The organism is Limosilactobacillus agrestis, from assembly GCF_014145585.1.
In the GTDB taxonomy this organism is placed as follows: Bacteria; Bacillota; Bacilli; order Lactobacillales; family Lactobacillaceae; genus Limosilactobacillus; species Limosilactobacillus agrestis.
This window is the reverse complement of sequence record NZ_JACIVF010000056.1, coordinates 1-17,530: the sequence shown is the minus strand read 5'-3', so window position 1 is coordinate 17,530 and position 17,530 is coordinate 1. Positions and strand designations below refer to the sequence as shown.

Below are 17,530 nucleotides of genomic sequence, written 5' to 3'. Positions count from 1 at the left end.
TCCACTTCAATATGAGCAGAATCTAGTTGCCTAGAAAAATATTTATTCAATTTTAAAGCAAGAACATACAGGTTCCAACTTTAAGGGTACACGTCACAAAACGAGATTTTTACCGGCCTGTTTATTTTATTTATCTGCAATATCGCGGTTATCTCTGAAGATTAACCACTTCGAGAAAATATAATTGGCAATTACCACAAGAACATTATCAATAACTTTAACGATAAATTGTTGAAGCGGATCGTTGAATCCTAATAAAGAAACACCAACGTACATAATAATTATATCTAATACAAGAGTGAGCCCCCGATAAAAATAGAAGCGAAGAAACTCAACAATAAAGTCGCTAACAGTAGTGTAATGTGATCCGAATACCCAGACTTTGTTAGTGAAGTAAGCTACTAAAACCGATAAAAACCAGGCAATAACATTAGCTACTTGGTAATTCCAGTGGATTCCAGAACTCAAAATCTGGAACACTGCTAAGTTAACCACCGTTGTGACAACGCCCCAGAAAAGGTAGGCGATGATTGACTTATATTTTATCCATAGATCCTTAATCATTCAGTTTAGCCGCCTTTTCTACCAATTGCTTAGCAAAGGCATCGAGTTTTTGAATATCTTCCTCATCTGGTGCAAGGTTAACTTTAACGTTTTCAGCGCCCTTAGTTGCACCAGTTTTAGCAAGCGCATCCCCAAATTTATCAACGGCAACACAGAAGTCATCCCCGTAGAAAGTGTCACCAGAGCCAGCAACCCCATATACTTTGCCTGCTAGTTGTTCTTCTTGTAGGTCTTCATAAAAGTCAATTCCTTCTTCGGGAAGAGCCCCTTCATCATAAGTGTAAGGACAGATCACGCAAATATCAGCTTCTTCAAAGTCAGCTGGATCAGCCATTGTCATTTCAACTTCATCGACTTCTACTCCTAAATCTTCAAGAGCGTCAGTGATGATATCCGCAACGTCTTCATTATTACCAGTAATGGTTGCGTATACTACAAGTGCTTTTGCCATTTTATAACCTCCATTAAATTTATAACGTTCATATAGTATAGCACGGTTTACGATATCAGGGCAGACAAGTGGTATACTATTTATGTTAGATTGTAAATAAGGAGATTGCGAAAATGATTAGTTTAAAATCACCTCGAGAAATCGATGCAATGGAAAAAGCGGGGGCAGCCTTAGCGGCAATGCACCTTGGCCTTCGCAAAATTATTAAGCCTGGTATCTCAAGTTGGAAGATTGAAGAATTCGCTCGGAAGTACTTCAAGGCTGCTGGGGCTAAAGCTGAACAAATCGGCTTTGAGGGATACAAATACGCTACCTGTGTTAGTGTGAATGATGAAATTTGCCATGGGTTCCCTCGGAAGAAGTTAATCTTAAAGAAGGGTGACTTAGTAAAGGTTGATACAGTTGTCAGTGTTGACGGTGCTTTCAGTGACTCTTGCTGGAGCTATGCGGTAGGAGAAGTTTCTCCTGAAATCCAAAAGTTAATGGACGTTACGAAGAAGTCACTATTTATGGGAATTGATCAATGTATTCCTGGTAACCGGATTGGTGATATTGGTGCAGTAATTCAACACTATACAGAAGATGAAAATGGCTATGGGGATGTTCGGGAATTTGTTGGTCATGGTATTCAACCAACAATGCATGAAGATCCAATGGTGCCACATTACGGCGAACACGGTCAAGGGACCCGTCTTCGTAATGGCATGACCATTACTGTTGAACCAATGATTAATACTGGTACTTGGGAAGCTGATACTAGTGATCCTAGTGGTTGGCTAGCCAAGACTGCTGATGGTGGGTGGAGCTGTCAATACGAACATACATTAGTCATTACTAATGATGGTCCGAAGATTTTGACCTCGCAAGATCCTGAGGCCGATGCTGATTACATGTACGATGATAATTATGCTAAATACCTTGACCATTATCGTAAAATTGCGGAAAAAGTTGCTAAACAGTTTGAATAGACATAATCAGGATGGGCTGGTGATCCGTTCGTACTAAGACTCGAACCTTGTGGTGACACGAAGCTAGTGCTAGTGCCACGTTATCTTGTTATTGCTCGTGAAAACAGTTGAGGCTGGGAGAAAATAAAGTTTTCTCCCAGCCTCCTTCTTTTTACTTAAATATGGTTTTTATATTAAGATAAGCCGTAAAATTTCTGTATAACTATTTGGGTAGTAAGTTTATTATTCTTGATCAAGAGTAACTTTAGAACCTAATTTTTTAACATCTGGAGCAAAGCCATGATCATTGATGTATTCGATAATTTCATCCTTTGAGACACTCTTAAGTGGTACGGCGGGACTATCCCGACTATCATCACTTGATAAATGGTAAATATTAACGGTATTATCTTCATCAATAGTATACACATTTTTCGTTACTCCAGTGTAGTCATGATGTTCATTAAGAATTCCATACACCATTCCTTGACCTTTTTCGGCTACCAGGTTAGTTAATGTATCATTAGAGTTTAAGATAACCGTAATGCCATTATTATCAGCGAGGTAACCATCCCAGCCATCAAGGCCAGTTTGGTCAGCATAATAAGCTATCGCGGCGGCCGTCTCGCGTGGACCAATATCGGATGATAATTTAACAGAATTATTCGTTGTGGTGTCCGTTGATCCTGTGCTGTTTTGTACCGTTGTATTATTGGATTGCGTATTAGTATTTGTACTCTGCGCAACCGCAGTACTTGAATTGGTAGCAACCGGATCTTTGTGCCCGAAGAATAACCAGGTACCTCCAATGATGCAGACAACGACTACTAAGCTCGTGAGTCCAATTAGCCAAGCTAGCTTATAAGTATTTTTCTTTGAATTTATTAGCACTGCTTGTTGGTTACGAGGATTAGTGGATTTAGCTGAGTTAGTAGGCTTAGTCGTATTGGTGGATTGAGTAAAACTATAACCACAATTAGAACAAAATTTAGCACCGTCTTTTTTCTTTTTCCCACATTTTGGGCAAAATTTCATATGTACTTCCTCCTAATTAAAATAAAAAAAATCCTTTTACAATTCTAGCACGTCTTTATTTGTACTTATATATGAAATTCTGCATAACTAAGAGGAAGTTAACATGGTGATTACATTGCATTATTTAGGCTAATCGTGTCGGTGCAGATACCTTGAAAGTCGTTTTAATCCTTCTTTTAGGGTTGCCTCTGGTGCACAGTAGCCGAGGCGAACGTGACCAGGAGTATCAAAAGCATCACCAGGAACAAGGAGCACTCCTTCATCATGAAGTAAGTTTTCACAGAAAGTATGAATATCAATTGGCACATCAAGCTTTGGAAATGAAGTAGAGACTGCTTGTGGCATTACTACACTTGCCCGGTCTTCATGTTCAATCCAATCCTTATAGATTGCCAAGTTACCAAGAACTAACTTCCGGTTCCGTGCGAGTACTTGATCACGGTGACGTAAAACATAGGTGGCTAACTGATCATTGAAGACCCCTCCACAGATCATGGTGTAATCACGGAACTTACGGAAGAGGTCGGCAAGTTCAGCATTAGTAGCTGTCCACCCAATTCGTACACCAGGAACTGAATAAGTCTTTGAGAGGGAATTAGTAGCGATTCCTTTATCGTAGAGGTCAATGATAGAAGTAAATTTTTCAGGATGATCAAGGGGAAGGTAAACCTCATCAACAAGGACATAAGCGTCGACAGACTTGGCAATCTCAACACTTGTTCAAGGAAGTCCTTATCCAGGACCGTGCCTGTAGGATTATTCGCATTGTTTAGACAAATCATTTTAGTAGTCGGTTTAACCATTGTCTTTAGCTCATCAATTCCGGGATACCAATTGTCTTCTTCATGAATATGCCAGTAATCGACATCCGCTCCTAACGATTTGGGAATATCGTAGAGTTGTTGGTAAGAAGGGTATTCGGCAATGACATGATCGCCTGGATTAATTAAGGCATAGAGGGCTAAAATATTTGCCCCGGTAGCTCCATTTGTTTGTAAGATATTTTCTGGATCGACGTGTTGGTATAATTTAGCAACTTCTTCCTTAAACTCGGGTGATCCTTCAATCCACCCGTAGTTCATTTGCTGCTTATCAAGCATCTCATAAAATTCTTCCCCATTGTTGCCATCTAAATTTAAGAGATCGTGCATGCTTAAAGAGGCGATTGTACTTTGTGAAATATCATAAGTTGCACTCTTTTCCCATTTGTTTAACCATGCTTCGACACCGAAATGTGCTATTTCTACCATGATTTTTTCCTCCTTTAATTAATTGAAATTGTTCCGTTGATTACTAATACTAAGGAAATAACTGCAAAGACAGCGATAATGCCCATGGCCCACTTTTCTTTTATAGAGACTGTGTGGTGGAATTCCTGACATGCTTGGACATAGAAGAAAAATCCCGGAATAAAGCCGACCGAAACCACCATTATTTCCTTCCAGCCCGAAAGAACCATCGCCATCAATTCAAAGAGGGTGGCGATTAGTCCAATGACAAATTGTCCCCATTCTTGGTGTTGCCAACTGTACATTATCTGGTAAATGCCAACAAGAAGGTAACAGATCAAAATGGCGGCCGTACAAAGCGTATATGCAAAGTTGTAAGCATAGGTAGTGAAAAGTAAAGAGAAGAGGAAGACTGATTGAAGAACCCCGGTGATTACTAATGCCCGTGTGGGAGCTTTTTTGTTGTTTAGCTTACCCCAAGATGTTGGGAGCGTTTCATCATCAGCCATTAGCATTAATGATTCAGCTGGTAGCATTGTCCACGAGAGCCACGAAACTAAAACTGAGATGATTAATCCAATACTGATAAGGGCTGCACCCCATGTTCCAACTAAGTGTTGCATGATAGCTCCCAGTGCTGGTTGGCCACCAGCAGCTAATTGTGCCCGGGTCATGACCCCGTATGGCAAAATAGACACTATAATGTAGATAACAAGTAAGCTTATCAGGCCGAAGATGGAAGCACGTTCTGCATCGGTCCGCGTTTTAGCACGACTAGAAAGGACAGAGGCACCTTCAACCCCGACAAATAGCCACATCATTACCATAATTGAGGCCTTTACTTGTCCATAGATAGAACTAGTTTCGATTTTTGAACTAAGATTCTGAGTTACATTTCCCCAGAAATCAGCGGTAAATATCCTAGCTTTAAAACCAAGAATCACGCAGATAACAAAGATAATTAATGGAACAATTTTGCAGATAGTCCCAATCGAATTAATGAAGGCTGCCGATTCGATCCCCCGATTTACTAAGAATGTCAAAACCCAGGTTAAAATAATGGCAATAATAATGGAAAATAGGTTTTGACCATTGGCAAATAGGTTCGGGAAAAATGTTCCTAGAGCGCTCATCATAATCGTCGCAAAGGCAATGTTACCAAGCCATGCGGAAAGCCAGTATGCCCAACCAGAAATAAACTCGCCCAACGGACCAAAAGCCGCTGCCGCATAACTGAAAATCCCCGAATCAAGATCTGGCCGTTTTTGCGAAAGATTAGTTAGGGAGAGAACTAAAGTTAAAACGCCAATACCTACGATTATCCAGGCAATAATTGCTGGGCCTGGAGCAGCTGCGGTAGCTAAATCACTGGTAATACCAAAGACACCCGAACCAATTGTTGATCCTACAATTAAAAGGGTCAATTCTGTCGTATTAATACCTTTTTTCTCACTCATTTACTCCACCTCACGATCTATATATTAGAGTGAAAATTAAATAAATTTTCTTAATCAAATCGTACTAACGTCGGAAATTGCTATCAATACCATTAAGATTAAATGTGAAAACACTTATTAAGTGATGGAAATATTATACATCAATTATAACTTAATATACAAACGTGTGAATAAATTTTGCTAAATAAGCATAAAAATACAAAAAGTAGTATAAAATAATGTGAATTATTAACAAAAGACTTTCATTTTTTTAAAAGACGACTATACTAATAATTATTAAATAATTTCTTATTTTTATTTAAGAAGTATAAAGCTTTGGAGGTATTATCTTGGACGAACAGAGTAGTAGTAAAAAGATGATTACTACCTTTGGATTAGTGACGATGATCATTACCGCCATTTTTGGTTTTGGGAATGTTTCAAACGCCTACTTACAAATGGGTTATGGTAGTATTATTTGGTATGCACTAGCAGGAATTTGTTTCTTCTTTCCTTGTGGTTTAATGATGGCAGAATATGGTTCTGCATTTAAGAATGCTAAAGGGGGGATTTATTCCTGGCTAGCCGGTTCAGTGGGCGAACGGATTGCTTTTGTCGGTACTTTTGTCTGGTTAGCATCGTGGATTGTATGGATGGTATCAACAGCGTCACGGATTTGGATTACATTTTCGGCGTTGCTTTTTGGTAAGGATACCACCCAACAATGGCATGCATTTGGGCTGACGTCGACTCAACTGATTGGGATACTTGGGATCCTATTAATTCTCGGTACAACTTGGTGTAGTTCACGAGGGATGACAGCAATTGCTAAAGTTGGTTCACTTGGTGGAATTTTTACAATTGTTGTTAACATTATTTTTGTTATTGTCAGTGTTATTGTTTTAGTTGCCGATAAGGGGATCTTAAAGCAACCAATTCATGGTGCTTCATCTTTTATTACTTCACCTAATCCACAATTCCAGACACCAATTGCTATTATTTCATTTGTTGTTTATGCTATTTTTGCTTATGGGGGAATGGAATCATTAGGTTCTGTTACTGATAGTATGAAGAATCCTGAAAAGACATTCCCTCGTGGCTTGATCATTGCAAGTATCTTTACGATTGGTGCTTATGTTTTAATGATTTTTATGCTCGGTTGGTCAGTAAATTATCAACAAACTTTGACTAAGAGCAGTGTTAACCTTGGTAATGTTACCTATGTTGTCTTTAATCAATTAGGGGTTACCATGGGAAACGCACTTGGTTGGTCACATGGGGCAGCCCTTACTTTTGGACTTATCATGACACGGATCGTTGCTTTTGCCCAGACTCTCGGTTTCTTGGGCGCATTGTTTATTCTGCTTTATTCTCCAATCAAGGCATTTATTCTTGGTTCTAACCCAGATTTATGGCCAAAGAAACTTACGAAACTTAATAAGGCGGGGATGCCGGCAAATGCAATGTGGCTTCAAGCAATTATTGTTTCAATTATTGTTTTCTTGGTTGCTTTTGGTGGAAATGCTGCTCAACAGTTCTACTTGATTTTGACTGATATGGCGAACGTTTCAACTTGTTTCCCATATATCTTCTTAATCGGGGCCTTCCCATTCTTCAAAGCGAAGAAGAATCTTGACCGGCCATTCGTTGTCTTTAAGAATCGTTTCTGGACGGATGTATTAGTATGTTTCGTTGAATTGATTTTAATTGTCGGAATTGTCTTTACATTTGTTCAACCATTATTACAAAAAGATTATCAAACAGCTTTCTGGACACTTGCTGGACCAATCTTCTTTGCAATTGTTGCATTAGTCTTCTATCAAATCTCCGCAAAGCGTCATAATATTGCTAAATAAAAAAGTGAAAAAGGAGCGAGCCAGAAGTCGATTGTGACTTCGCTTTTCGACGCGAAGCTATCCTCTGGGAGCCCCTATAAATAACAATAGGCCTCCATCGTTCGGGTTACCGAGTGATGGAGGCCTTTGTTGTACTGCGCTATATGTTTTATGAAAATAATTTGCTTTTAGCCTTTTCTTTTTTACTTTAATGTAATATTTGTCCTGTGTGCAGTTTGTTATAATTAAACCTATAAAATATTTTCGGAGGTTATTATGGACAAGGAACCGGGCAAAGGCAAGACATTTATTGCGTTATTAATCCAACATATTACAATGGCCCAGATTTCAAACTCTGCTGCTGTCTTAGCTTACTATACCTTGTTATCTATTTTCCCTGCCGTGATGGTAGTGGGAAATTTACTACCGATGATTGGAATTAATGCTAAAACAATTTTGGCTTACCTCTCTACAGCAATTCCCGAATCTGTTTATGACTTTATTCAGCCGTTAATTTTTGATTTTTTACGGCGAGGGAGTGGTGGCATTTTGACGACTGGGGCTTTAATTGCGCTTTGGTCGACTAGTCAGGGGATTGCTGCTTTTCAACGGAGCGTTAACCATGCGTATGGGATCGCGGAAAATCAAAATCCGGTAATGAACCGGATTGTTTCTTTTGTGTGGATGATTGTCCTCTTGGTAGTTATCTTTATTATTATTATCTTATACGGTTTTGGAGAACAAGTTCTTAAAAGTATTCAGCCGATTTTTAATTTCCGGCGGGATTATATTTCGCTTTTTAGTTCTTTGCGGTGGCCAGTAACTTTTGTTGTTTTATTTATCGCTCTTACTCTTTTATACTACTTTGTTCCTAATGCAAAGGTGCGATTGCGTTATGCCCTTGCCGGTTCATTCTTAGCTTCCTTATTATGGATGGGATTGTCACGTTTATTCTCGCTCTATACCTTATTATTTAGTCACGGAGTAATCTCGTATAAGACGATTGGAGCCTTTATTGCCATGATGGTATGGCTGGACTTTTCCGGTTACATCATCATGCTGGGGGCGGCTTTGAATGCTGCTCTACAAGAATGTCATGAAGGTGAATTACACGCTAAGAAACACTTCTGGCAACTAGTAGAAAGAAAGAATACAGATGGAAGTAGAAAATAACCTTCTCGACAAGGCGGTGGGCTAAGTTAGTTCCACATTATTTTACTATTTTTCGTGAAAAAAGTAGAGGCTGGGAGAAAACTTTTGTTTTCTCCCAGCCTCCCAAATGTTGAAAATCTTTAGAACTCAATATTTAATTACTTTTGCTCGTCGTTAAAGATAACGGTTGAAACTGTATCAACGTACTTCGCAGAAAGGGGTTGTTGGTAGATATCTTCACCTTCTTTAATAAAGAGGTGGGTTTGCGCAATTTCTTGCATTGCTTTACGAACTGTTTCAGCATCAAGTTCGCCACTGGCATAGGTTAACTTTAATGAATGCTTTTTACCAAGACTACCCTTGAAAGTTAAGTTTAATGTACGCATAAGTTAATTTCCTCCTTGAGATTAGTTGTTCATTGCGACTTGATTAGTAACGATAATGTCTGTATCAAGGCATTTTTCGGCAGTAAGCATTTCAATTGCCGCACTAAATTGTGCTACCTGCTCATTAGTAACATCCTCGATAATGTTATTAAAGGGATGTTTAACGCCCTTGGGATGTTCACTGTTGGTGAGGGTAAGTTGAATTTTAGCGGACTTGAAATTACGAACCATTTGCATGATAAAAACTTCCTTTGTTTAATTTGATTTGTTAAGTAGCGGCCACTGCTTACACCTTTATAAACGATTGAAAATTGAGAATGTTAAGGAGAAATTTAAAAATGGCAAAAATTTCGAAAATTGAGGTGCAAAAACGGAAGGGGCAATATAATATATACCTTGATGGTAAGTATGCTTTTCCGGTTGCAGAAAGTGTTTTAATTCAGTTCCGTCTAATGAAGGGAACGGAGCTAGATGAAAAGCAAATTGCGGCTATTGCAACTGCTAACCAGCAAGCAAAGGCTTATTCACGGATGCTGGACTATCTGTCTTACCAGATGCGAACGGAAAGTGACATCATTAAGAAATTAAAAGAAATTAATACGCCTGAAGAGTTTGTTGAGCCAATCTTAAAAAAGCTACGGGGTCAACAGTTAATCGATGATCATGCCTATGCGGCTTCTTACGTCCGCACGGTGATTAATACGGACTTAAAGGGACCTGGGATGGTTCGTCAACACTTACGACAAAAAGGGATTGGCGAAAACGATATTGATGATGCTTTGACGCAATTTACTCCCGAAGTTCAAGCAGAATTAGCAAAGAAGCTAGCGGTAAAGTTATTTCGTCGTTATCGGAACCAGCCAGAGCGACGACGAGAACAAAAAGTACAGCAGGGACTCATGACAAAAGGATTCGCTGGTAGTGTGTATGAAATAATTAAGGATGAAGTGGTTCCACAACCTGATCTAGAACAGGAGAATGACCTTTTAGCGAAAGAAGCGGAGAAGCAATGGCATCGTACTCGGCGTTATCAAGGATATGAGCGTGACCAGCATTTTAAGCAGGCAATGTATCGGAAGGGTTTTGACCTTGATGACGTCCAAAGTTGGTTAGATGCGCAAGATTTACAATAATAACTTTCCAAGATTAGAAATTACTGGTATTATTTTTAATGATTATGTTTAAAAACAATAATTAGGAGTACAATAGTGAATATTAAAATCTTAGTGGCTGTCCATAAAAATTATCGGATGCCAGATGATCCAATGTATTTACCAGTTTTTGTTGGTAAAGAGATTCACCCGACTGTTAACCATACATTTCAGGGTGATAATACCGGAGATAATATTTCAAAAAAGAATCCGCACTACAATGAGCTAACAGCTTTGTACTGGGGGTGGAAAAACCTTGATGTTGATGCATTAGGGTTAGTTCACTACCGTCGTTACTTAACGCTGGGGCACTCAAGGGATCTTTCCACCATTCTCAATCAGAAACAAGTTGAAGAATTATTAAAAGATGCCGATGTAATCTTGCCCAAGAAACGGCATTATTACATTGAAACAAACGAATCGCACTATCTTCATGTTCATGAGCATGAGCCGCTTGAAATTACCCGGCAGGTATTAAAGGATAAATATCCTCAATATTTACCTGCCTTTGAAAAGGTGATGAAACAGACGTCAGCTCATTATTTCAACATGATGATTATGAAGAAGCAGCCGCTAGATGAATATTGTACCTGGTTGTTTGATGTGTTAGGTGAAGTTGAGAAAAAAGTTGATTATTCTGACTATACACCATATGAACAGCGGGTCTTTGGCTTCTTGAGTGAGCTTTTACTAGATACTTGGTTGTTGACTAATCCGCAATATAAGGTAGTGGAGGTTAACCGAGTATTTCTGGAAAAGCAAAATTGGCCATTAAAGATTGCAAAATTCTTAAAACGTAAAGTCACCGGTCATGGTGAACACTAACGATTGGAGATACGGGGATGCCAAAATTATCAATAGTTGTACCTTGTTATAACGAGGAAGAAGCTATTCCGCTTTTCTACCCAGCTGTTGAAAAAGTGGTTAAACAGATGTCGGTAGAAACGGAATATTGGTTTGTCAATGATGGATCGAGTGATGACACTTTGGCAGAGCTACGAAAATTACACGCACAAGATCCAGAACGGGTTCATTATGTTTCTTTTTCACGAAATTTTGGGAAAGAGGCTGGTCTCTATGCGGGGCTTCAGGCAGCCACGGGGGATTACATTGTTGTGATGGATGCTGATTTACAGGATCCACCAGAATATTTACCGGAGATGTATAAGGATATTTCTAGTGGTGAATATGATTGTGTAGGGATGCGGCGGACAGATCGAAAGGGTGAGGCGAAGTTTAAATCTTTCCTTTCTAACCAATTCTATAATGTTATCAATAAGATTTCTGATACCAAAATTGTCTCTGGAGCCCGGGACTATCGGATGATGACCCGCCAGATGGTGGATGCCGTGTTATCGTTAACTGAATACAACCGGTTCTCAAAGGGAATTTTTAACTGGGTTGGTTTTAAGACTAAATACCTTCCCTATAAAAATGTCGAACGGGTAGCAGGAACAACCGATTGGTCAACCTGGAAATTAATTAAATATGCAATTGACGGGATCACTGATTTTTCTGAGGCCCCCTTGGCACTTGCTACCTGGGCTGGTGGATCAACGGCATTTATCTCCATTATTGGCATGATTATTGTTGTTATTCGAAAGATTCTTGAACCATCTAGTAGTGCTTTTGGATGGGCGTCAATGGTTTGTATCATTTTATTCCTCGGTGGTATTCAATTACTTTGCCTTGGAATAGTTGGTCGTTACATTGGTCGGATCTATATGCAGACAAAGAAACGACCGATCTATATTATTAAAGAGAAGAAGTAGGATTGAGGATCATGAATGAGAAGGTAAAAATTAATCAACAATCTAAGAGCTACCTTTTCTGGAAGAGGTTCTTTGATATTGTGTTATCGTCAGGAGCACTAGTTTGCTTTAGCCCAGTATTTTTAGCTGTTTTTATAATGAATCGCTTTGGTGATAATAAGGGACCATTGTTTTATAAACAAGAACGGATCGGCTGGCATGGCAAGCCCTTTAAGATTTATAAGTTCCGTTCAATGGTTGTGAATGCAGATAAAATTTTGGAAAATGATCCTGAGCTTTATGCTAAATATGTGGCAAATAACTATAAACTAGAGCCAGAAGAAGACCCCCGGATTACTCGTTTAGGGCGGTGGTTACGGAAAACATCCATTGATGAAATTCCCCAGTTTATTAATATCTTGCGTGGTGAGATGAGTATTATTGGACCCCGCCCAGTTGTAAAGGCTGAATTAGCAGAGTATGGTGATCGGGTTGATAAGTTTTTATCAGTAAAGCCAGGAGCAATGGGACTCTGGCAATCAAGTGGGCGGAGTAATATTCCTTATCCCGAACGTTGTGATGTTGAATTAGAGTATGTTGATGAGGCTTCACTTGGATTTGACACGAAAATAATGTTTAAGAATATTATTAGTATCTTTAAGAGTGAGGGTGCATATTAGGAAGGTAAATGATTTTTTTGTTTACAACAATGATTAGTCAAGCATGATTAACGATTATTACAATTAAGTTAAAAATATATATCTTAATAGTTACGATTACCTACAAAAGCTGTTATTTAAGGCTTTTGTAGGCTTTTTTGTTGATTTGCAAGGAGAAAGCACAACCAGTATGATATTAATCGTGAGAAAATTAAGTATTTAAGTTACAATTCGGTTTTAATTTTATGGAGGACAAGCTTATTTTTAAACCTAGTCATTTAAAATCAAAAGTTTTATCTACCCTTACTGTATGTGGAGGAGCTTTATTCCTGTTAAGTGGAAATGCTGCTGCTGATGATCAAACAACTGATGTTCAACAACCAGTTACTCCTCAACAAACAACTAATGAACAACCAAATGTCTCCACAGTTGATGTACAAACACCAAATACATATAACGGAGTAGCAGTTAGTTCACAAGCTAATGAAGCTACTCAGAGCACAGAAAATTATAATGTTGTTTCAACACCGGACAATAATCAAGAAGTACAATATAAAGAAGCAACTCAACCACAAAATCCTAACAATTATGGTTATTTAGATTCAGTTAGTTTATCAAACAACGAACTACAAGTTAGTGGTTGGCAAGCAACTAACCAAGCTATAGACAAGCCTTACCATTATGTAATTGCGTATGATAATACGGCCAATACAGAAATAGGTCGTCAACAAGTTGAAAATGTTAGTCGACCGGATGTTGCCCAAGCCTATCCAGATGCAACCAATGCTGATAATTCCGGCTTTAACTCTACTATTAAGTTAAATACAACTAATGAAGATTATACTAACCATTCTATTAGTGTAATCAGCCGGTATAGTGATGCTTCTAATGGTGAAGGTAATCATGTTGATTATTGGTATCCAGCATTTACTTTTGACCAAGGTAACTATGCTTGGCTAGATGATATGCATACTGAAAATGACCAATTACATGTTAGTGGTTGGAATGCAACTAACCAAGCAAATAATAAAGATTACCACTATGTAATTCTTTATGACACAACTAAGAGTCGCGAACTTAGCCGCCAGTTAGTAGATGAATCGGCTAGTCAACGTCCAGATGTTCAAAAAGCATATTCAAATATTAATAATGCTACTAAGTCTGGCTTTAACGTAACCTTTGATTTATCGAAATTGTCTTTTGATGCTAGTGATCAATTACAAGTAATTAGTCGTTATAGTAACGCTGAAAATGGTGAAGGTGATCGAGTAGATTACTGGTTTGCACCAACTAGTCGTGAAAATCAAGGATACCTTGATAGTGCTAACTTTAGCAATGGACAATTAGTAGTTAATGGATGGCATGCAAATGATGCTTCTACCATTGCCCCTAATCATTTCTTGATTCTATTTGACCAAACAGCTAAAAAGCAAGCTGGAGTTATTAATGCTACTCAAATTGATCGTACAGATGTTGCAAATGCCTTTAAGAACATTCAAACAGCTAATCAATCTGGCTTTAGTGGTGCTTTTAATGCTGACACTATTATTCCTGGTCATGAATACTCACTTGTTAGCCGTTATTCTACTTCTGCAAACGGTAATGGTGGTACTGGTCACTACGTTGATTATTGGTTCAATGATCTTAAGTTTGATCAAGCTCGTTATAGTATTGATTCATTTACCCAAAATGGAAATAAAGGTTTTCATGTAAATGGATGGATGGCAAGTGACTATGCAATTAATCGATCAAATGCTTATGTTATTCTACTTGATAATGGTAAAGAGGTTACTCGGAGTAAAGTAACATTAACCGATCGTTCAGATGTAGCAGCTGTTTATCCAAGTATTTACAACAGTCGTAAGAGCGGCTTTAGTACAGACTTGAACGTTGATCCAACTAGTTTAAACGGTGAACTTTCTTTTGTTTTACGTTTTACTAGTTCAGAAGATGGAAACAGTAATTACAGTGATCAATATACTAGCAAATATGCTACTAATACTGGTTATTTCGATAATGTTGATGTAGCTGATAACCAAATTAAGGTTGCTGGTTGGCATGCAAGTACCCAAGCTAATGGAAAAGATTACCAATTTATTATTGTTTTAGACCAAAATGGTCATGAACTAGCTCGTCAGGCTGTGAATACAAAGAATATTACTCGGGATGATGTTCAAAAAGTTTATCCATGGCTTGAGAACAGTGATAAGTCAGGGTTTGAAACTGTTGTAAACCTTAATGATCAAATTAATCATAAAGCGGTTCGTTTGATTCACCGCTTCTCTAACCAAGCTAATGGTGAGGGTAATTATGTTGATTATTATTCTGATTTAGTATCTGTTCATTCTGAATTCCAAAATGAAAATGGTTCTACTTATTACTATGATCCACGAACAGGTGCTAAACAAACAGGTTGGGCAAATATTAACAATAATAATTACTACTTTGATCCATCTACTGGTGCTATGTTCACTGGTACCCATACAGTTGATGGTAAGTCATATGACTTCGGAAATAATGGTGTTGCAGTGGAAAATGATAAGTGGGGCTGGCCATTCCCTAATATTGGTGAAGGTCACTTTTCCGGTGCTCAATTATTTGGGGTAAATGCAGGTGGCCAATTCCGACGTAACGGTTTCCATGATGGCCTAGACTTTGGTTCAATTGATCATCCAGGTGCAGAGGTTCATGCTATTCACGGTGGAAAGGTTACACAAATTAGCTATACTGCCGGCTTAGATTGGTATGTATTAGTTGATACTGGTGAATATCTTACTGTTTATCAAGAAGCATTCTCTAACCGGAACAATATCCAAGTTCAAGTGGGACAACAAATTAACACTGGTGATGTAATTGGTCGTCGTGATACATCCCATGTTCACATTGGTGTTACTCGTCAACACAACTTTAATATTGCTTTGGCTAACTCATTTAACAATAATGGTACTTGGTTAAACCCATTGGATTTAATCCGGAATGGTTCTAAGTAATAAAAAAGCTGCTTATTGTTAATTAACATTAAGTGGCTTTTTTGTAGGGAGTTATGGGAGATAACAATGGAAATAAAGAAACACTATAAATTATATAAAGATGGTAAAAATTGGTGCGCAATGGCATTAGCTGTCGCAGCTGTTTCAGCCGGATTGGTATTGGGAAATACGAATGTAAAAGCAGATACTGTTGATGCGACAGCTCCGGTAGCGCAACTTACTGCGCTTACTACTGAGAGTAGTCAAGAAAATCTAGCTAACCAAGAAAAAGCAGCCCAGGCTAAAGATAATGGTAACTATGGCTACCTTGATGCTGCTCAAGTTGTTAATAATAATGATTTGCATGTTAGTGGATGGCAAGCAACTAATCAAGCAGCAGGCAAAGACAACCGTTATTTAGTGGCTTATGATAGTACTACTAATACCGAATTGGGCCGCACTCAGGTAACAGAAAATGTAGCGCGTCCTGATGTTGCCAAAGCTTATCCAGATGTGGTTAACGCTAAGGATTCCGGTTACCAAGCAACAATGAATAGTCTGGACTGGAGTAAGGTTAAGAGCGTTGATGACCAGATTCACGTTGTGAGTCGCTATAGTGATGCCGTTAATGGTGAAGGGGATCATGTTGATAATTGGTCTCAACCGATTAACCTTGACAAGGGAAATTATGCTTATCTTGATAATTTTGACGTTAAAGATAATCAACTTCAAGTTTCAGGTTGGAATGCTACTAATAAGGCATTAGGTAAAACTAATCACTATGTGATTTTATATGATCGTACCGCTGGTCATGAGATTACCCGGGTAAAAGTAGAACCGACTGCTCGTCCCGATGTAGCGAAAGCTTATTCCCAAGTAATTAATGCCAAAGATTCTGGCTTTAGTACGGCCTTCTCACTTGCTGGAATTGACTTAACTCATGAACTTCAAATTATCAGTCGTTATAGCGATGCTGCTAATGGTGAAGGAAACTATGTTAGTTACTGGTATGCCCCTAAGAAGTTTGCGCCAGCTAACACTAGTAATCAAGGGAGCCTTGATTCATTTAACCTTAGTAATGGTCAGTTGACTGTTACCGGGTGGCATGCAACTGATTATTCGCAAATCGAAAATAATCACTACTTGATCTTATTTGATAATACAAATAAGACGCAAGTTAAGTCCATTAAGGTCACTAATGTTGCTCGTCCCGATGTGGCAAAGGTTTATCCTACAGTAGCAACAGCTGGGCAATCCGGCTTTAATGCTAATTTTGGTACGGTAAACCTTACTCCAGGTCATAGCTATAGTCTTGTTAGTCGTTACTCGTCGTTAGATAGTGGTAATGGGGATAATGGTCAAAGTAAGACTACTGATTATTGGTTTAATCCTGTAACGTTAGATCAACAAGCTTCTTATGTTGATAGCTTTACCAAGACTAATAATGGCTACAATGTGAAAGGCTGGATGGTCAGCGATCAATCAATTAATAAGCCTAATGCTTACCTTATTTTATTGAATGATGGCAGTGAAATTGATCGAGTACATGTTGACTTAACTGACCGTCTCGACGTAGCTAAAGTTTATCCAAGCATTTACAACTCACAAAAGAGTGGCTTTGATGTTAACTTTAAGGTGGATCCAGCTAAGGCAAACGGCACCCTGAAGGTAATTATGCGGTTTGCTGGTGATGATGCTAACCAAAATTACAGTGATCAGTACAGTCAAGATTACCCAACAAACGCTGGTAGCTTTGATAATATTCACGTAACGGCCAATCAGGTTAGCTTGAGTGGATGGCACGCAAGCAGTCAAGCAGCCAATAAACCATATGAATGGTTGATCGTTCTTGATAATAATGGTCAAGAACTTTACCGCCAAGAGATTACGAATAAGGGCCTTGGACGGAATGATGTTCAAAATGTTTATCCTTACATTGAAGGAGCAAATAAGTCAGGCTTTCAA

The 17,530-nt window shown here is 38.6% G+C and carries 15 protein-coding genes and 1 pseudogene; 9 read left to right on the top strand and 7 right to left on the bottom strand.

From position 1 onward, the window contains the following. Nucleotides 1-126: 126 nt before the first annotated feature. The gene (locus H5R88_RS05980) at nucleotides 127-564 is read right to left on the bottom strand and encodes a GtrA family protein (RefSeq protein ID WP_182600513.1); all 438 of its coding nucleotides are present in this window, start codon (nucleotides 562-564) and stop codon (nucleotides 127-129) included. Further along, on the bottom strand, nucleotides 557-1,015 hold the full coding sequence (locus H5R88_RS05975; RefSeq protein ID WP_182579109.1) for a flavodoxin: 459 nt from the start codon (nucleotides 1,013-1,015) through the stop codon (nucleotides 557-559). Before H5R88_RS05975 ends, H5R88_RS05980 begins: the two co-directional genes overlap by 8 nt. Nucleotides 1,016-1,128: 113 nt before the next feature. On the opposite strand from H5R88_RS05975, the gene map reads away from it, so the two are divergent. After that, nucleotides 1,129-1,983, top strand: coding sequence for a type I methionyl aminopeptidase (gene map / locus H5R88_RS05970; RefSeq protein ID WP_182600512.1), 855 nt, complete (start codon nucleotides 1,129-1,131; stop codon nucleotides 1,981-1,983). Between the two features lie 222 nt (nucleotides 1,984-2,205). Here map and H5R88_RS05965 read toward each other — a convergent pair whose 3' ends face one another. The 3 genes and pseudogenes from H5R88_RS05965 to H5R88_RS05955 all read right to left on the bottom strand — a co-directional run bounded on the left by H5R88_RS05965 (nucleotide 2,206) and on the right by H5R88_RS05955 (nucleotide 5,683). After that, a complete protein-coding gene (locus tag H5R88_RS05965) occupies nucleotides 2,206-2,997 on the bottom strand; it encodes a zinc-ribbon domain-containing protein (RefSeq protein ID WP_182600511.1) in 792 nt (263 codons plus the stop codon). Nucleotides 2,998-3,126: 129 nt separating this feature from the next. Next, nucleotides 3,127-4,247: pseudogene (locus H5R88_RS05960) on the bottom strand (aminotransferase). Nucleotides 4,248-4,261: 14 nt separating this feature from the next. Next, nucleotides 4,262-5,683 (bottom strand): basic amino acid/polyamine antiporter, encoded by a 1,422-nt coding sequence (locus H5R88_RS05955; protein WP_182600510.1) that lies wholly within the window; start codon nucleotides 5,681-5,683, stop codon nucleotides 4,262-4,264. Between the two features lie 329 nt (nucleotides 5,684-6,012). Between H5R88_RS05955 and yjeM the strand changes: the two genes are divergently transcribed. Both yjeM and H5R88_RS05945 read left to right on the top strand, forming a co-directional pair. Further along, complete coding sequence (yjeM, locus tag H5R88_RS05950; protein ID WP_182600509.1) at nucleotides 6,013-7,518, top strand: glutamate/gamma-aminobutyrate family transporter YjeM; 1,506 nt, start codon at nucleotides 6,013-6,015, stop codon at nucleotides 7,516-7,518. Between the two features lie 255 nt (nucleotides 7,519-7,773). Further along, nucleotides 7,774-8,670: a YihY/virulence factor BrkB family protein gene (locus H5R88_RS05945; protein ID WP_182600508.1), complete on the top strand. Its 897-nt coding sequence runs from the start codon at nucleotides 7,774-7,776 to the stop codon at nucleotides 8,668-8,670. Between the two features lie 137 nt (nucleotides 8,671-8,807). Here H5R88_RS05945 and H5R88_RS05940 read toward each other — a convergent pair whose 3' ends face one another. Both H5R88_RS05940 and H5R88_RS05935 read right to left on the bottom strand, forming a co-directional pair. After that, on the bottom strand, nucleotides 8,808-9,035 hold the full coding sequence (locus H5R88_RS05940) for a DUF2922 domain-containing protein (protein ID WP_182579116.1): 228 nt from the start codon (nucleotides 9,033-9,035) through the stop codon (nucleotides 8,808-8,810). A gap of 21 nt (nucleotides 9,036-9,056) precedes the next feature. Continuing rightward, entirely contained in the window at nucleotides 9,057-9,272 is a 216-nt protein-coding gene (locus tag H5R88_RS05935) for a DUF1659 domain-containing protein (RefSeq protein WP_182579117.1), read from the bottom strand. Between the two features lie 101 nt (nucleotides 9,273-9,373). Between H5R88_RS05935 and recX the strand changes: the two genes are divergently transcribed. From recX to H5R88_RS05905, 6 genes are all read left to right on the top strand, one after another. Continuing rightward, the gene (gene recX / locus H5R88_RS05930) at nucleotides 9,374-10,168 is read left to right on the top strand and encodes a recombination regulator RecX (protein ID WP_182600507.1); all 795 of its coding nucleotides are present in this window, start codon (nucleotides 9,374-9,376) and stop codon (nucleotides 10,166-10,168) included. Between the two features lie 75 nt (nucleotides 10,169-10,243). After that, nucleotides 10,244-11,011, top strand: coding sequence for a DUF4422 domain-containing protein (locus H5R88_RS05925; RefSeq protein ID WP_182600506.1), 768 nt, complete (start codon nucleotides 10,244-10,246; stop codon nucleotides 11,009-11,011). 17 nt (nucleotides 11,012-11,028) lie between these two features. Next, nucleotides 11,029-11,958 carry a glycosyltransferase family 2 protein gene (locus H5R88_RS05920; RefSeq protein WP_182600505.1) on the top strand — a complete coding sequence of 310 codons (930 nt, stop codon included), beginning with the start codon at nucleotides 11,029-11,031 and terminating at the stop codon, nucleotides 11,956-11,958. Nucleotides 11,959-11,969: 11 nt separating this feature from the next. After that, nucleotides 11,970-12,617, top strand: coding sequence for a sugar transferase (locus H5R88_RS05915; protein WP_182600504.1), 648 nt, complete (start codon nucleotides 11,970-11,972; stop codon nucleotides 12,615-12,617). A gap of 224 nt (nucleotides 12,618-12,841) precedes the next feature. Continuing rightward, nucleotides 12,842-15,586 carry a M23 family metallopeptidase gene (locus tag H5R88_RS05910; protein ID WP_182600503.1) on the top strand — a complete coding sequence of 915 codons (2,745 nt, stop codon included), beginning with the start codon at nucleotides 12,842-12,844 and terminating at the stop codon, nucleotides 15,584-15,586. Nucleotides 15,587-15,652: 66 nt separating this feature from the next. Beyond that, nucleotides 15,653-17,530, top strand: a 1,878-nt coding sequence (locus tag H5R88_RS05905) for a KxYKxGKxW signal peptide domain-containing protein (protein WP_182600502.1), incomplete at its 3' end; no start/stop codon positions are given.

What these genes read in the sequence shown, in the direction of transcription:
- H5R88_RS05980 (WP_182600513.1), bottom strand. Translation starts at nt 564, where the DNA reads ATGATTAAGGATCTATGGATAAAATATAAGTCAATCATCGCCTACCTT.
- H5R88_RS05975 (WP_182579109.1), bottom strand. Translation starts at nt 1,015, where the DNA reads ATGGCAAAAGCACTTGTAGTATACGCAACCATTACTGGTAATAATGAA.
- map (WP_182600512.1), top strand. Translation starts at nt 1,129, where the DNA reads ATGATTAGTTTAAAATCACCTCGAGAAATCGATGCAATGGAAAAAGCG.
- H5R88_RS05965 (WP_182600511.1), bottom strand. Translation starts at nt 2,997, where the DNA reads ATGAAATTTTGCCCAAAATGTGGGAAAAAGAAAAAAGACGGTGCTAAA.
- H5R88_RS05955 (WP_182600510.1), bottom strand. Translation starts at nt 5,683, where the DNA reads ATGAGTGAGAAAAAAGGTATTAATACGACAGAATTGACCCTTTTAATT.
- H5R88_RS05945 (WP_182600508.1), top strand. Translation starts at nt 7,774, where the DNA reads ATGGACAAGGAACCGGGCAAAGGCAAGACATTTATTGCGTTATTAATC.
- H5R88_RS05940 (WP_182579116.1), bottom strand. Translation starts at nt 9,035, where the DNA reads ATGCGTACATTAAACTTAACTTTCAAGGGTAGTCTTGGTAAAAAGCAT.
- H5R88_RS05935 (WP_182579117.1), bottom strand. Translation starts at nt 9,272, where the DNA reads ATGCAAATGGTTCGTAATTTCAAGTCCGCTAAAATTCAACTTACCCTC.
- recX (WP_182600507.1), top strand. Translation starts at nt 9,374, where the DNA reads ATGGCAAAAATTTCGAAAATTGAGGTGCAAAAACGGAAGGGGCAATAT.
- H5R88_RS05920 (WP_182600505.1), top strand. Translation starts at nt 11,029, where the DNA reads ATGCCAAAATTATCAATAGTTGTACCTTGTTATAACGAGGAAGAAGCT.
- H5R88_RS05915 (WP_182600504.1), top strand. Translation starts at nt 11,970, where the DNA reads ATGAATGAGAAGGTAAAAATTAATCAACAATCTAAGAGCTACCTTTTC.
- H5R88_RS05910 (WP_182600503.1), top strand. Translation starts at nt 12,842, where the DNA reads ATGGAGGACAAGCTTATTTTTAAACCTAGTCATTTAAAATCAAAAGTT.